Below are 14,299 nucleotides of genomic sequence, written 5' to 3'. Positions count from 1 at the left end.
TCCCAGCAGTGACGCACCAATTATCAAGCTAGCCTTCGCCTTTCCCATCCTTCTAGGCTTCCCGCTTGCCGGCGGCGTGTTGCCCCGTTGCTGCCGTGTAGACCTCGCCGAATGCACCATCGACAAGGATTTCCAGGATTTGGGTATCAGGATTGATGCGGGTGATGCATTGCGCGGTGCCGCGGTGCCAGAAATAGGTGTTATGGCTGACCGTACCGCCGGGCGCATCGTAGGCCTGGCGTAGGGTCGCTGACGCGAGCAAGCTCACAGCCTCCCCCGGCGCTGCGGAACCAACCGCGTGCAGCAACAACACGCTTCGGTACGGCACCCCGAAGAGGACCCCGAGCGGTGCACGGCCACCGAGCACCGTGTCAATCAGATGCGGCATGTTCAAGGCCTTGGACGCAATGAAGAACGAGTCGCCGGTCAACGCGAACACCTCGTGATCGAGGCGATCAATGGTCGTTGGCTCGGCATCGGTGTTGCGTTGCCCGACCTCGTACAGGAAATCCAGGTCGCGACCGGCGACATCGCTGTCGCTGACGGTGCGGACAGCGGTCGGTAGGTCACGGCTCAACTCTGCGACAAGCCCGCCAAATGCCGGCCGGGCGTAGTTCATCGACAACATGCCGGAGGTATCCGGTTGTTGCAGGCGGGTGCGCACCTGCGCGAGGAACTCGACATAAGCCAGGTCGCCCACTCGCGGAGCCTCACGGGCCGCGAACTGCTGCCGGAAGTGAAACTCGACTGCCCCAGCCCATTCAGATTCGGGCAGCTTGGCGCATTGAAGCTGAAGGTTATGCAGCCAGTACTGGTGCCCGGCATCATCGACCAGCCGATCGTCGCCGGATGCATCGTGAGCGGCCGATTGCACGCTCAGGCCGCGGCGGTCCAGGTCCTGTACCGCCAGGGCGCGGATAGCCCTACGCCGTCGCTCGTCTGCGACGGCGACAATTCCATCGGCGGCCGGTTCGTTACTGTCGCTGTTCACTTGCTCTACCTCATACCGAGTCGCCGGGGCTGGTCCTGATGGAACATCTGTAATTCTGATTCGCGGGCGCTAATGCGGTTGCGGCCGAGTGTCATTGATGAGTGCCGACGTCGCCGCCAATGGCGTCAAGTCGGTACGGCTCAGATGGAAACCGATGTCTTTGCCGTATTCAACGCAGGTCAAGCCGCCGGTATCCATCCGGCATTCTGTGTCGTCCGTCAGCCTGATCGTTGAGCCGTACGCCAGCACGTTCGACACCGCGTAGACGACCGGATCTGGTGCGGCGATGCCGTTTTGCAGGCTTTCAAACCCGAACGTGGTGACCGAGTCTTGCCAATTGCCCAGCAAATCAACGGGTTTTGGTGTCCGTGGATATGTTCCGCGTGGGACATCGCAGACGAGTATGTATTTACGCCAGGTGCACATGATCGCGCCGGTAGGCGATCGGAAGTGCAGATAATCTGGCGAGCTGGCGGTCGGGGAATCCTCGGGCAGGTAGCCGCCCATGTGAAAAGGCCCCGGGTCAACCAGTGTGCCTTGCGCAACGCGGGCCAGCTTCACCGTCGCATCGGCAGTGGGTTGGGGGAATTTCACGTCGCCGGGCGCTGGCGCAGTCAGTTCGGAAGGAGTTGGCATCGAGTCGGGGCCGGTTGCTCGAGTCTCGAATTTGGCGTGCCGTAGGTTCTCGACGCTCTGGCGCATCAGCTGGGTGTCCTGTTGACTGAAAGCAGGTTCTGCGATCACCAGCAGCCCGCGAACCCGCAACAGCGATACTGTCCGGCCGTTTGTATCGGTCCGATCGCCGGGAATGTGAAAGCTAGTGATGTTGATGCCGTCGAGCTGGGGGGCGGGCACGCTCGCGAAGTGACATTGGTTGGCCCACTTGATTGTTTCGTCGATTACCGAAGATCCAGAATGCTCAAGTCCCAGAGTCACGGTGTCGGTCGAGTATGTGTCCTTATCGGCCTTACGTGACATGGACACCGAAGCGATCTTGCGGAAATTCCGATGTGAATCGGAGCGGTTGCCGACTTCGTCCGCGAAGGGCAATCGGCTGCAGCCCGTGGCGCTCTCGCCGTCCTCGGTGCTGTACGGCACGATCGGCGAGCTCTGCAAGACAGTCCAGCCCGGAGGTGCGTCGACAATTGAGGGCAGCAACTGCTCAAGGTCCTTGTCGGTGCGTGTGGTCAGGGCACTGGCATCGGCCTTGTCGGACAATGGTCTTGATGCTGGCCGGTCCGATGAGAGCCGCCGGATAGTGGTCGCCAGAATCGCGTCGGCTTCACCGGCACGATCATGCCGGTATCCAACGACGACAACACCGCGCACCCGCGCCAGCGAAATCACGCTTTCCCGGGTGCCTTCGCCCTGATCGCGGTGATCCCGGTTGTCGGTGAGATGAAGCCGTGTGACCTCAACACCTTCCAGATTTCGAGGCGGGAGCACGCTGACAGCAGTGGGACTTCCCATCGAAGGGTCGCCAGGTGTTGCACCGGAGTATGTCTCGCGGTACTGGTGGCAGCCTTTGGCCCAGGCCAACGAGTCGGAGATCAGATCCGTGCCAAGGCGGTCACGCATGATGCGCACTGCCGCCTCCCCGGCGTTGCCGGCGATCCCGTTCTGCACGACGCCGGCCGAGCTGGCCGCCACCAGGTCGCTGCGCTGGAAGGGGATATCGGCGCAGCCCGAAGGCTCGACAGTGGTGTTTGGGCCGATGTACGGGCCCGGGATCCAGTCAGACGCTCCGGCAGTCAATGTGACGTCCCATGACGGGCCGGGATAGTCGGCCAGGACCGGAAGGAACCGGGCCAGCTCCACGTTCGAAGGGCGAACCGGGCCCGGGTCGATCGGACGCGGCTCGCTCGCCTGTCCGCACCCACCCATGACGACCACCAGCGCCACACAGGGCAACCCTCGCCTCATCCAAAACCCCTCCCTACCCATGACCGCCAGTGTGCCAGGCGGTGGGCAGCGAACTACAAACAAAGCCCAAGTCCGAAGCACTGCCTTCCCTGGCGTGGTCGGGGCAACCTAGGGGTACGACGAATTGGCGCCACAGCGCAAGTCTGGCCCCATAGTCGGACACTCGCCGGCTTCGATCGAGTTTTGCATTGCGAGTAGCTACGGGCGGCGTCGCCCATCAAGCGTAAAATTCGACTAGACCGAATGCCGACAACAAAGTGGGCCAGGGAGTGTTCTCCCTGGCCCACTTTGCTACCCGAAAACTCTTACAGCATGCAGGAAACGCAACCCTCGACCTCGGTGCCTTCCAGCGCCATCTGCCGTAGCCGGATGTAGTACAGCGTCTTGATTCCCTTGCGCCAGGCGTAGATCTGCGCCTTGTTCACGTCACGCGTGCTGGCGGTGTCCTTGAAGAACAGTGTTAGCGACAGACCCTGATCCACGTGCTGGGTGGCCGCGGCGTAGGTGTCGATGATCTTCTCGTAGCCGATCTCGTACGCGTCCTGGTAGTACTCCAGATTGTCGTTCGTCAGGTAAGGCGCCGGGTAGTAGGCCCGTCCGATCTTGCCTTCCTTACGGATCTCAATCTTCGAGGCAACCGGGTGAATCGACGACGTCGAGTGGTTGATGTAGGAGATCGATCCCGTCGGCGGCACCGCCTGCAGGTTCTGGTTGTAGATGCCGTGCTGCTGCACCGACTCCTTCAACCGCAACCAATCGTCCTGTGTCGGAATGCGAATCCCGGCGTCGGCGAAGAGCTGACGCACCTTCTCGGTCGCCGGTTCCCATACCTGTTCGGTGTACTTGTCGAAGAACTCGCCGCTGGCGTACTTCGACTTCTCGAAGCCACCGAACTTCGCGCCGCGCTCGACGGCGATGCGGTTCGACGCCTTCAGCGCGTGGTACAGCACCGTGTAGAAGTAGATGTTGGTGAAGTCCACACCTTCTTCGGAACCGTAGAAGATCCGCTCGCGCGCCAGGTAGCCGTGCAGGTTCATCTGTCCCAGGCCGATGGCATGAGAGTCGTTGTTGCCCTGCTCGATCGACGGCACCGACCAGATGTGCGTCTGATCCGACACCGCCGTCAGCCCGCGGATCGCCACCTCGATGGTCTGCGCGAAATCCGGCGAATCCATCGTCTTGGCGATGTTGAGTGAGCCAAGGTTGCACGAAATGTCCTTGCCCACCTTGGCGTAGGACAGATCGTCATTGAACAGCGACGGCGTCGACACCTGCAGGATCTCCGAGCACAGGTTCGAGTGGGTGATCTTGCCGTCAATGGGGTTGGCGCGGTTCACGGTGTCCTCGTACATGATGTACGGGTAGCCCGACTCGAACTGCAGCTCGGCGAGGGTCTGGAAGAACTCGCGCGCCTTGATCTTCGTCTTACGAATCTGGCCGTTATCGACCATCTCGTAATACTTTTCGGTGACGTTGATATCGGCGAACGGCACTCCGTAAGTGCGCTCGACATCGTAGGGCGAGAACAGGTACATGTCCTCGTTCTTCTTGGCCAGCTCGAAGGTGATGTCCGGGATCACCACACCCAGCGAGAGGGTCTTGATGCGGATCTTCTCGTCGGCGTTCTCACGCTTGGTGTCCAAGAAACGATAGATGTCCGGGTGGTGCGCGTGCAGGTACACCGCACCGGCACCCTGGCGCGCACCGAGCTGGTTGGCGTAGGAGAAGGAGTCCTCCAGCAGCTTCATGATCGGGATGACACCCGAGCTCTGGTTCTCAATGTTCTTAATCGGGGCGCCGTGCTCACGAATGTTGGTGAGCAGCAAGGCAACACCGCCACCACGCTTGGACAGCTGCAGTGCCGAGTTGATGGAACGCCCGATGGACTCCATGTTGTCCTCGATACGCAGCAGGAAGCAGGACACCGGCTCGCCGCGCTGCTTCTTGCCCGAGTTGAGGAACGTCGGGGTGGCCGGCTGGAACCGTCCGTCGATAATCTCATCGACCAACTTCTCGGCCAGCTGCAGATCACCGGCGGCCAGGGTCAGCGCCACCATGACAACACGATCCTCGAAGCGCTCCAGGTAGCGCTTTCCGTCGAATGTCTTCAGCGTGTACGAGGTGTAGTACTTGAACGCGCCGAGGAAGGTCGGGAACCGAAACTTCTTGGCGTAGGCCCGATCCAGCAGCGACTTCACGAAGTTACGCGAGTACTGGTCGAGCACCTCGCGCTCGTAGTACTCCTTCTCGATCAGGTAATCGAGCTTCTCGTCCTGATTGTGGAAGAAGACCGTGTTCTGGTTGACGTGCTGCAGGAAGTACTGCCTCGCAGCCGCCGCATCCTTGTCGAACTGGATCTTGCCCTCTGCGTCATACAGATTGAGCATCGCGTTGAGGGCGTGATAGTCCAGCTCGCCGTGAGCCGAGCCGTGCGCAGAGGTCACTGGTTCTGCAGTTGTCGCGGTTGGCGCCACGGTGTGTCCTTCCAAAATTCGTCGAGTCCGGCGAGCACCTGCTCCACATCGTCAGCGGTGCCCATGAGTTCAAAGCGATACAGATACGGCACGTCGCACTTGGCCGAGATGACCTTGCCCGCGTAGCAGTACTCGGCGCCGAAATTGGTGTTCCCGGCGGCGATGACCCCGCGGATCAGGGATCGGTTGTTTTCGTTGTTGAGAAACTTGATGACTTGCTTGGGAACGTATCCCCCGGCCTTACCGGGCACCGGATGCCCGCCGCCATAGGTCGGCACGATCAGAACGTAGGGGTCGCCAACTTCGATATCGCCGCGCAGCGGGATCCGGGTGGCGGGAACACCCAGCTTCTGGACGAAGCGGTGGGTGTTCTCCGACACGCTGGAGAAATAGACCAGATGGGCCATGCCCGGCTCCCGCACTACTTGCTTACTACTTATTAGGCAGAGACGGCGACGGCGCCGGCGAGCGCCTTGATGCGGTCCGGACGGAAACCCGACCAGTGATCGTCACCGGCCACGACCACGGGCGCCTGCAGGTAGCCGAGCGCCATCACGTAGTCACGTGCCTCGGGCACCTCGGTGATGTCCACGATGTTGTACTCGATGCCCTGCTTGTCGAGGGCCTTGTACGTCGCGTTGCACTGTACGCAGGCGGGCTTGGTGTAGACGGTGATGCTCATGCGTAGCTCCTCAGCGAATCGATCGTAGACATCTCAACAAAGTTTTCAGCAGTCCAGCGCCCGGGAAAATTCCGCGCCGCCCGTGGTGGCTGAGCGCCGGGATTGGCCACAATATCTGGCGAAAATCCGGGCCGGGCGGCCCGGATTCGTTCCCGGCCTTTCGGTGTTCCAGACACTACACCTAGTGTCCGACAATCGGAACTCATACAAGATGTTCGGAACAACATTCATGAAATTCCCTGGTCGTGAGACCTGCCACCCATGAAATTCCGGCGTGTCGCAACCGCCGCGTGTTCGGGCGCGCGGCGGTGGCTGGAACATATGGGGTGTCTACCACCAGGTACCGACACCGGCTAGCAGACCACCCACCGCCGGGCAAACGATTTCGCCCGGCGAGTCTGTGGAAACTGTGAAGTTCTGTGGACGAATCTGGGGACAGATCCGGATTCCGCGGAAGAGCCCCTGGTTGTCGGCCACCCACGACACGAAAGTGGTACCGGGGTACCTGGTCAGCCCGGCCGCCACTTTGTTCGCCGACGCCCAGAAAGCGGGCCGGAGCAGTATCGGCGCTCCCTGAACGGCCGACGTGGGCAGGCTAAGCTCCCACGCCAAGGACTGCCGGTTTACCCAACGGCGCGACAATCACCATCACCGGAGGTAGTCCCACGATGACGTCATCCCCCGCAGGACCACCGCAGCGGATGACGCACACAGACGTCAGCCCGCGCAGAGTGTTCATGGCAAGCGCGGTCGGCTCAGCCATCGAGTTCTACGACTTCTATATCTACGGCACGGCGGCCGCACTGGTCTTCCCCGCCGTCTTCTTCCCGAATCTGAGCCATTCCCTGGCGCTCTTCGCCTCCATAGCCACCTTCAGCACCGCTTTTCTGGCCCGGCCAATCGGCGCCGCGATATTCGGCCACTACGGCGACCGCTTCAGCCGCAAAGGCACCTTGGTGGTCACCCTGATCACCATGGGGCTGGCCACCATGGCGGTCGGCATGGTTCCCGGCGCCGCCTCGATCGGGGCGGCCGCACCGGCGGCCATTGTCTTGTTGCGACTCGTGCAAGGCATTGCGGTCGGCGGCGAGTGGAGCGGCGCGGCACTACTCTCCGCCGAGTACTCGCCAAGCCACGATCGCGGCCGCGCCGCGACCGCCGTGCCGATCGGAACCTCAACGGGGCTGTTGCTCAGCAGCCTGGTCTTCCTCATCGTCAGCGTGACGGTCGGGGAAGAAAGCCCCGCATTCCTGTCGTGGGGATGGCGGGTGCCCTTCATCGCCAGCGGACTCCTGGTGGCGGTGGGCCTGTACATCCGGCTCCATATCGCAGAGACACCAGAGTTCGTCGACGCGAAGGCTCACCACCAACTGGTCAAATCGCCACTGCGACAGGTGATGAAAGAGAACCCGCGCACCCTGGTACTGACCAGCGGCACCATGCTGATCATCTTCACGCTGTCTTTCATGACCAACACGTACTTCCCGGGATTCGCCCGGTCCGAATTGCACTTCTCCCGCGCGGCCATACTCACCGCCGGCGCGCTCGGGGCGATCGTTCTCATGGTGTCGGCAGCGGCCGGCGGAATCCTCAGCGACCGACTGGGCCGGCGCAGAGTGATATTGACCAGCATGGGCCTGATGCTCCCGTGGACGCTACTGGTCACTCCCCTGATGATCAGCGGCCCGTTCTGGGCCTACCTCGCAGCCATGGTGCTCACCTATGTGCTGTTCGGGCTCGCCTTTGGGCCCATGGCGAGCTTCTTGCCGGAGTCCTATCCCGTCGGTACCCGCTACAGCGGCACCGGAGTGGCGTTCAACGTGGCCGGTGTATTCGGCGGTGCCATCCCCCCACTGATCGCCGGTCCATTGCAGAACACTCTGGGCAGCTGGGCCGTCGGCCTGATGCTGCTGACGATCTGCGCCATCAGCGTCGCGTCCGTCTCCGGCATGAAAGAAACATGGGCCGGAGCTGAGCACTGAACCGCCCGCCAACGAAACGCGATGGCGGGCAACCAGCTTCCGTCAGTTATCCGCCGTCAACGCGTCCAACGCCTTGGTCAGCTCGGCGACCGTCTCGGCATGCTCGCGCGGGTGCTTGCCATCGAAGGCCGAGGACGGCACGGCGAGCTTGACCTCTTCGAGCACGTTGGCAGTCGCGATCCCGGCAGCCTTGCGGGTCTCGTCGATCGCCCAGATACCGCCGTAGCGGCCCGCCGAGGTGCCGATCACCACAGTCGGCTTGCCCTTGAAGACGCTGGAGCCAAAGGGACGCGAGAGCCAGTCGATCGCGTTCTTCAGCGAGCTGGAAATGGTGCCGTTGTTCTCGGGGCTGACCAGCAGTACCGCGTCAGCGCCCGCAACAGCGGCGCGCAGGGCCTCGGCGGCAGCGGGCGCGCTGCCACCGTCGGTGTCCTCGTTGTAGTGCGGAAGATCGGCCAGACCCTCGTAGATGCTCACACTCACCCCAGCCGGCGCGTTCTCCGCTGCCGCCTCCGCAAGCTGCCGATTGATCGATGCTTTGCGCAGGCTTCCGACGATTGCCAGCACGTTCTTCTCTGCCATGGGGAACACCTTTCATCAGAGCGGCGCGTTTGTCGCACCAACATCCTGTTTCTTTGTCATCTTTTATAATACGGACCGTGGTCCGTTTGATTCCCAACGGCTACTATCAATGTGTTATGCCTGGTCAAGAAATCCCCCTGCTTTCTGTCGACTCTGCGCAAAATCCAGCACAAGGACCCGTTCGCGAGCGAGCCATCGCAACCCGAAACCGCGCGCTACTGCTGGACGCCGCCCGCCAGCTTCTCGACGAGGTCGGCCCGGACGGCATGTCGATGGATGCCGTCGCCAACGCGGCAGGCGTGGGCAAGGGCACGCTGTTTCGTCGTTTCGGCAGCCGCACCGGACTGTTACTGGCACTGCTCGACCACGAAGAGCACATCGAGCAGCAGGCATTCATGTTCGGACCGCCCCCTCTTGGCCCCGATGCCCCACCACTCACCCGACTCATCGCGTTCGGGCGGGCCCGGCTCGCCTTCCTGGAACGGCACCTCGACCTCGCACGAGCCACCACCGCCGATGCCGACGCCTGGCACAACGCCCCGCCCACCCTGCTCGTCCGCGCACATATCCGGATGCTGCTGGCCCAGCTCGAATGCACCGGAGACCTCGATACACAGACCCATGCCCTGATGTCGATCATCGATCCCGGCTACGTGCACTTCGCCACCAGCGCCAACGGCCAGACACTGACAGGGCTCGGCGACGCGTGGGAGGACCTGGTGTGCAAGGTGTGCGCACGCTGACCGAGCGTTCTACAGTCGGGCAATGAGCAGCCTTCGCGAAGAGATCCGGTCCGCCCTCGACGTCTCCCCCACGATCGATCCGGCCGCCGAGGTGTCGCGACGGGTGGGGTTCCTCAAGGACTATCTAAGAGTCAGCGGGACAGCGGGATTCGTCCTCGGAATCTCCGGCGGGCAAGACAGCGCCCTGGCCGGGCGGCTGTGCCAGTTGGCGGCGCAGGAGTCAAGGCTCGAGGGGACGGAGGCCGAGTTCATCGCGGTGCGGTTGCCCTACGGTGTACAGGCCGACGAGAACGATGCCCAAGTGGCTCTTAGGTTTATCGACCCCGACCGCTCCATCGTCATCAACGTCAAAGACACCTCCGATGCCGCGGTGGATGCGGTGGCCGATGCACTCGGCGAGACACCATCGGACTTCGTGCGCGGCAACATCAAGGCCCGGGAACGCATGGTCGTCCAATACGCCGTCGCCGGTCAGCACCGGCTACTCGTGGTCGGCACCGACCACGCCGCCGAGGCCGTCACAGGATTCTTCACCAAGTTCGGCGATGGTGGCGTCGACGTCACCCCGCTCACGGGACTCACCAAACGTCAAGGTGCACAACTTCTTTCCCACCTCGGTGCTCCGGAGAGCATCTCACACAAGGTGCCCACCGCCGATCTAGAAGATGACCGGCCCGCGCTTCCCGACGAGGTCGCACTCGGCGTCACGTACGCACAGATCGACGATTACCTGGAGGGCAAGGCGGTCACCGTCGAGGCCGCCGACCGTATCGAACGCTGGTACCTGCAGACCCGGCACAAGCGGACCGTGCCGGTCACCCCGTTCGACGGCTGGTGGCGCTAAGAATCCGTCGACGGCGGATTCGTCCCGGCCCTCTGAAATCCGGGACGCAGTGCGTTGGTGAAGGCGTGATTGACCAGCCGCATCGCGACGCTGTAGGGCCACCACAGCGTGCGCTTGAACAGGTACAGCGCGCGGATGTCGACCCCGGTGTAGACGAGGTAGCGGTTGTGGCGGATGCCGTGCAGGATCCGGTCGGCCACCTTCTCGGGCGAGGTGGCATGCCCCACGAACCGGTTCACCCACTTACTGACGTCGGGGTTGTCGCGGTCCACTCCGGCGATGTCGACGGTGCGCACCAGTGGAGTGTTGACGGCGCCCGGCACCACCACGGTGACGCCGATCTTGTAGCGCGCCAGATCGAAGCGCAGAACCTCCGAGACGCCACGCAGCCCGTACTTGCTGGCACTGTAAGCCGCATGCCAGGGCAGCGCGACCAGCCCGGCCGCCGAGGACACGTTGACGATCTGACCACCGCTGCGGGCCTTGATCATCGCCGGCACGAAGCTCTCGATGACGTGGATGGGTCCCATCAGGTTGATATCGACCACCGAGCGCCATTGCTCATGGCTGAGCCTGTCGACGGACCCCCACACGGATATGCCCGCGATATTGAGCACAACATCCATGCTCGGGTGCGTCGCGAGGATGTCCGAGGCGAAGGCGGCCACCGCGTCATAGTCGGAGATATCGAGCGCCCGGTAGGCGCTGACCTTCCCTCCGGCAGCCTTGATCTCCTCGACCACGGACTCGAGTCCGTCCACGGCACGGTCGGTCAAAAACAGGTCGGCGCCCTCGCGGCCCAGACGCAGCGCGGTGGCCCGTCCGATCCCGCTGGCGGCCCCGGTGACGAAGCATCGCTTACCGGTGAAGTCGTATGCCATTACTGAACCGTACCGGCCGTCATTCTTAAATTTCTGCGCGGTCCAATAGCAAACGGTACCTTCGGAATATGACGGTTGATAGCACGCAATCTCGCCGCAGTTGGTTACCGTGGGCAACTACAATTGCAGTAGTGGTGATAGCTACCACGGCATGCGCGGGCGGAACCTCCACCCACCTTTTGCGAGGCACAGACGACGCCCCCGCCGCCGCCTCCACGTACACCCAGGCCCCGGCGGCCCCCATGCGCGACTCGATGCAACAGGCCCCGCAACACGGGCCGCCGACGGACGCCAAACGGGACATCGTCAAGACCGGGACCATGACGATCATCGTGTCCAATCCGTCCGATGCCGCCGACAAGGCGGCCGGGTTGGCCGAATCGGCCAACGGCCGAGTGGAGAGCCGCTCGGAGGACGCGGGATCGAGATCGGGCCGTGCGCAGACGTCGATCGTGCTGCGGATCCCGGCGGCTAAGCTCGACGGCGTACTGCGCGACCTCAAAGAACTCGGAAAGGTCAAGTCGGCCGACACCAAAAGCGATGACGTAACGTCACAGCGGGTCGACCTGGACGCGAGGATCGCGGCCCTGCAGACATCCGTCGACCGGCTGCTCGGGATCATGCGCGACTCCAAGGACACCGATGCCTTGATCAAGGCCGAAACCGAGCTATCCAAGCGTCAGGCCGACCTCGACAGTCTGCGGGCGCAACGCAACCAGCTCGGAGAGCAAGTCGCCTATAGCTCGGTCACCGTTACGTTCCTCGCCGAAGAAGTGGGCCTGCCGCCGACACCACCCAAGTACCAAGGGTTCTTCGGGCAGATCGAGCGCGGCTGGGATGGGCTCGTCGCGGCGAGCAACAACGTGCTGCTGCTCTTCGGACTGCTACTGCCCTGGCTCGGCGCGTTGGCCGTTCTCGGCGGAATCGGCTACGGCGTCCGCCGTGCGGTACTGCAACGCCGATCCGATACGGCGCCGCTAGCGACCCAAAAGACTGACACGCCATAGGGTTTCGATAGTCGCGATCGCCCGGGCCGGGTCGGTGTCACGCCCGACGAACGAGCTGTCACCCGAGACGGTGGACGCGGTGAGCGCCACGAGGGACCGCACCAAGGCGGGTAGATCGTCCGAGATCGGTTGCGCGCCGCGTTCATTCACCTCGATCTCGGCGATCTTGAGGATCTTTTCGATGACAACGTCGGTGAGGTCGTCGAGCAGCCCGGCGATGGTCGGGTCGGTGATCCGCGCCTCCTGGCACGCCTTCATCAACGGGTCGTTGTGCGCGAATGACGCGGCGGCGCTGCCCACCATGCGGTTGGCGAACTGCTCGGGGGTCTCGTCTTCTCCGCGCGGCGCGAAGTAGTGGGTCAGCTCGTCGAGTTCCGCGAACGCATTGCCGACCATCTGCGCAAGCACCGAGTACTTGCTGTCGAAGTAGAAATAAAACCCCGACCGGCCCACGCCGGCGCGCTCGCTGATCGCGCTGACCGAGAGGTCCGCGAAGCTGGGGTTTTCCGCGATCAGCTCGGCAACGGCCGTCATGATCGCGTCCCGCTGGCGATCACCACGGGTCTGCGTGCCACTGCGCGCTGGACTGACCACCTGCACAGTTTGCACTGAAACACGGTATGAACAGAACTTGACACCCGTCAAGTTCTGCGGCGAAGATGAGCTGGAGCACATTGACGTGCTTGCCGCGAGCGAAGGAGCGACGCCCAATGGCGACGATCAACAGCACCGATTACCTCATCGACCAGGCCAAACGCCGTCTTCCCACGATGAACACCCTTCCGGGGATGGGTTACGTCGAGAACTACCTCAACAATCGCGAATGGCCGCTCAAAGAGTTGGCCGCGCCGCCACCCGGAAGCGGTTTGAAGCCGGTGATGGGCGATCAGGGGCTGCCGCTGCTCGGCCACATGGTCGAGATGTTCCGCGGGGGCATCGACTGGGTGCTCAACATGTACCAGGAGCGCGGCCCGGTCAGCTGGTCACAGACCCCGATCGGCAAGATCGTCGCCGCGCTGGGTCCCGACGCCACCCAGGCGGTGTTCAGCAACGCGAACAAAGACTTCTCCCAGCAGGGCTGGGTTCCGGTGATCGGCCCCTTCTTCAGCCGTGGGCTGATGCTGCTGGATTTCCAGGAGCACCGCGAGCACCGGCTGATCATGCAGCAGGCCTTCCTGCGCAGCCGGCTGGCGGGCTATGTGGAGCAGATCGATTCGGTCGCAAGTGAGATCGTCGCCGAGTGGCCGACGAACGACAGCCGGTTCCTGTTCTATCCGGCCATCAAGGAATTGACCTTGGATGTCGCGTCCGTGGTGTTCATGGGCAACGAGCCGCATGCTCAGCATGAGCGGTTGGAGAAGGTCAACAAGGCATTCGTGGCGACCACTCGCGCCGGTGGCGCCATCTTCCGGTTCGGCCTGCCGCCCTTCAAGTGGTGGCAGGGGTTACAGGGCCGCAAGCTGCTCGAAGAGTACTTCGCCGAGCGGGTGGGCATTGCCCGCCGCAAGGATTCGGGTGCCGACATGCTGACGGCGTTGTGCCACGCCGAAACTGACGAGGGCGACGCCTTCTCCGACACCGACATCGTCAACCACATGATCTTCTTGATGATGGCCGCGCACGACACCACCACGTCGACCACCACGACCATGGCGTACTACCTGGCCGCCAATCCCGAATGGCAGGAACGGGTTCGAGATGAGTCGGACCGCCTGGGCGACGGCCCGCTGGACATCGACGCATTGGAGAAGCTGGAGAGCCTGGACCTGGTGATGAACGAGGCGCTGCGCCTCGTCACCCCGCTCCCGTTCAATATCCGCTCCGCGGTGCGCGATACCGATCTGCTCGGATTCCACATCCCGGCCGGGACCATGATCAACATCTGGCCCGGCATGAACCACCGGTTGCCCGAGTTGTGGACGGATCCGGACACATTCGATCCCGACCGCTTCTCCGAACCGCGCAACGAGCACAAGCGTCACCGCTACGCGTTCTCACCGTTCGGCGGGGGTGCGCACAAGTGCATCGGCATGGTGTTCGGTCAGCTGGAGATCAAGGCCATCATGCATCGACTACTCCGGCGGTACCGGTTTGAGCTGGCGCACCCCGACTACCAGGCCAAGTGGGACTACGCCGGCATGCCGCTGCCCATCGACGGCATGCCAATAGTCCTGCGTCCCTTGCACTGAG

13 protein-coding genes are annotated in these 14,299 nt (G+C 62.9%); 5 read left to right on the top strand and 8 right to left on the bottom strand.

Features of this window, described 5'->3' with window-relative positions:
- Positions 1-52 precede the first annotated feature (52 nt).
- The 5 genes from BKG76_RS18285 to BKG76_RS18265 all read right to left on the bottom strand — a co-directional run bounded on the left by BKG76_RS18285 (position 53) and on the right by BKG76_RS18265 (position 6,070).
- Positions 53-991 carry a hypothetical protein gene (locus BKG76_RS18285; RefSeq protein ID WP_070938844.1) on the bottom strand — a complete coding sequence of 313 codons (939 nt, stop codon included), beginning with the start codon at positions 989-991 and terminating at the stop codon, positions 53-55.
- A 69-nt stretch (positions 992-1,060) separates the two neighbouring features.
- Positions 1,061-2,914, bottom strand: a complete 1,854-nt coding sequence (locus tag BKG76_RS18280) for a hypothetical protein (RefSeq protein WP_070938843.1) — start codon at positions 2,912-2,914, stop codon at positions 1,061-1,063.
- Positions 2,915-3,219: 305 nt separating this feature from the next.
- Complete coding sequence (gene nrdE, locus BKG76_RS18275) at positions 3,220-5,301, bottom strand: class 1b ribonucleoside-diphosphate reductase subunit alpha (protein ID WP_232783616.1); 2,082 nt, start codon at positions 5,299-5,301, stop codon at positions 3,220-3,222.
- Positions 5,302-5,354: 53 nt separating this feature from the next.
- Positions 5,355-5,795 (bottom strand): class Ib ribonucleoside-diphosphate reductase assembly flavoprotein NrdI, encoded by a 441-nt coding sequence (gene nrdI / locus BKG76_RS18270; protein WP_070939353.1) that lies wholly within the window; start codon positions 5,793-5,795, stop codon positions 5,355-5,357.
- Between the two features lie 32 nt (positions 5,796-5,827).
- A complete protein-coding gene (locus BKG76_RS18265; RefSeq protein ID WP_046254347.1) occupies positions 5,828-6,070 on the bottom strand; it encodes a redoxin NrdH in 243 nt (80 codons plus the stop codon).
- 668 nt (positions 6,071-6,738) lie between these two features.
- Here BKG76_RS18265 and BKG76_RS18260 point away from each other — a divergent pair.
- Positions 6,739-8,052 (top strand): MFS transporter, encoded by a 1,314-nt coding sequence (locus tag BKG76_RS18260; RefSeq protein WP_070938841.1) that lies wholly within the window; start codon positions 6,739-6,741, stop codon positions 8,050-8,052.
- 42 nt (positions 8,053-8,094) lie between these two features.
- On the opposite strand, the gene BKG76_RS18255 is transcribed toward BKG76_RS18260, so the two are convergent.
- Positions 8,095-8,619, bottom strand: coding sequence for an NADPH-dependent FMN reductase (locus BKG76_RS18255; RefSeq protein ID WP_070939352.1), 525 nt, complete (start codon positions 8,617-8,619; stop codon positions 8,095-8,097).
- Between the two features lie 131 nt (positions 8,620-8,750).
- Between BKG76_RS18255 and BKG76_RS18250 the strand changes: the two genes are divergently transcribed.
- Both BKG76_RS18250 and nadE read left to right on the top strand, forming a co-directional pair.
- The gene (locus tag BKG76_RS18250) at positions 8,751-9,377 is read left to right on the top strand and encodes a TetR/AcrR family transcriptional regulator (RefSeq protein WP_070938840.1); all 627 of its coding nucleotides are present in this window, start codon (positions 8,751-8,753) and stop codon (positions 9,375-9,377) included.
- Positions 9,378-9,399: 22 nt separating this feature from the next.
- Positions 9,400-10,221 (top strand): ammonia-dependent NAD(+) synthetase, encoded by an 822-nt coding sequence (gene nadE, locus BKG76_RS18245; RefSeq protein ID WP_070938839.1) that lies wholly within the window; start codon positions 9,400-9,402, stop codon positions 10,219-10,221.
- On the opposite strand, the gene BKG76_RS18240 is transcribed toward nadE, so the two are convergent.
- Positions 10,218-11,102, bottom strand: a complete 885-nt coding sequence (locus tag BKG76_RS18240; RefSeq protein ID WP_070938838.1) for an SDR family oxidoreductase — start codon at positions 11,100-11,102, stop codon at positions 10,218-10,220. The two genes, nadE and BKG76_RS18240, sit on opposite strands and share 4 nt — an antisense overlap.
- Positions 11,103-11,239: 137 nt before the next feature.
- On the opposite strand from BKG76_RS18240, the gene BKG76_RS18235 reads away from it, so the two are divergent.
- Positions 11,240-12,109 carry a DUF4349 domain-containing protein gene (locus tag BKG76_RS18235; protein ID WP_070939351.1) on the top strand — a complete coding sequence of 290 codons (870 nt, stop codon included), beginning with the start codon at positions 11,240-11,242 and terminating at the stop codon, positions 12,107-12,109.
- On the opposite strand, the gene BKG76_RS18230 is transcribed toward BKG76_RS18235, so the two are convergent.
- Positions 12,080-12,703 (bottom strand): TetR/AcrR family transcriptional regulator, encoded by a 624-nt coding sequence (locus BKG76_RS18230; protein WP_070939350.1) that lies wholly within the window; start codon positions 12,701-12,703, stop codon positions 12,080-12,082. The genes BKG76_RS18235 and BKG76_RS18230 overlap by 30 nt on opposite strands.
- Before the next feature lie 116 nt (positions 12,704-12,819).
- Between BKG76_RS18230 and BKG76_RS18225 the strand changes: the two genes are divergently transcribed.
- Positions 12,820-14,298 carry a cytochrome P450 gene (locus BKG76_RS18225; protein WP_070938837.1) on the top strand — a complete coding sequence of 493 codons (1,479 nt, stop codon included), beginning with the start codon at positions 12,820-12,822 and terminating at the stop codon, positions 14,296-14,298.
- Position 14,299 lies beyond the last annotated feature (1 nt).

Origin of the sequence: Mycobacteroides franklinii (assembly GCF_001853795.1) — a bacterium.
GTDB lineage: Bacteria > Actinomycetota > Actinomycetes > Mycobacteriales > Mycobacteriaceae > Mycobacterium > Mycobacterium franklinii.
This window is presented reverse-complemented; position numbering and strand designations above follow the sequence as displayed.

Excerpts from the sequence above, each read along its gene's own strand:
- BKG76_RS18280 (WP_070938843.1), bottom strand. The coding sequence starts at position 2,914 with ATGAGGCGAGGGTTGCCCTGTGTGGCGCTGGTGGTCGTCATGGGTGGG.
- nrdE (WP_232783616.1), bottom strand. The coding sequence starts at position 5,301 with ATGCTCAATCTGTATGACGCAGAGGGCAAGATCCAGTTCGACAAGGAT.
- nrdI (WP_070939353.1), bottom strand. The coding sequence starts at position 5,795 with ATGGCCCATCTGGTCTATTTCTCCAGCGTGTCGGAGAACACCCACCGC.
- BKG76_RS18265 (WP_046254347.1), bottom strand. The coding sequence starts at position 6,070 with ATGAGCATCACCGTCTACACCAAGCCCGCCTGCGTACAGTGCAACGCG.
- BKG76_RS18260 (WP_070938841.1), top strand. The coding sequence starts at position 6,739 with ATGACGTCATCCCCCGCAGGACCACCGCAGCGGATGACGCACACAGAC.
- BKG76_RS18250 (WP_070938840.1), top strand. The coding sequence starts at position 8,751 with ATGCCTGGTCAAGAAATCCCCCTGCTTTCTGTCGACTCTGCGCAAAAT.
- nadE (WP_070938839.1), top strand. The coding sequence starts at position 9,400 with ATGAGCAGCCTTCGCGAAGAGATCCGGTCCGCCCTCGACGTCTCCCCC.
- BKG76_RS18240 (WP_070938838.1), bottom strand. The coding sequence starts at position 11,102 with ATGGCATACGACTTCACCGGTAAGCGATGCTTCGTCACCGGGGCCGCC.
- BKG76_RS18225 (WP_070938837.1), top strand. The coding sequence starts at position 12,820 with ATGGCGACGATCAACAGCACCGATTACCTCATCGACCAGGCCAAACGC.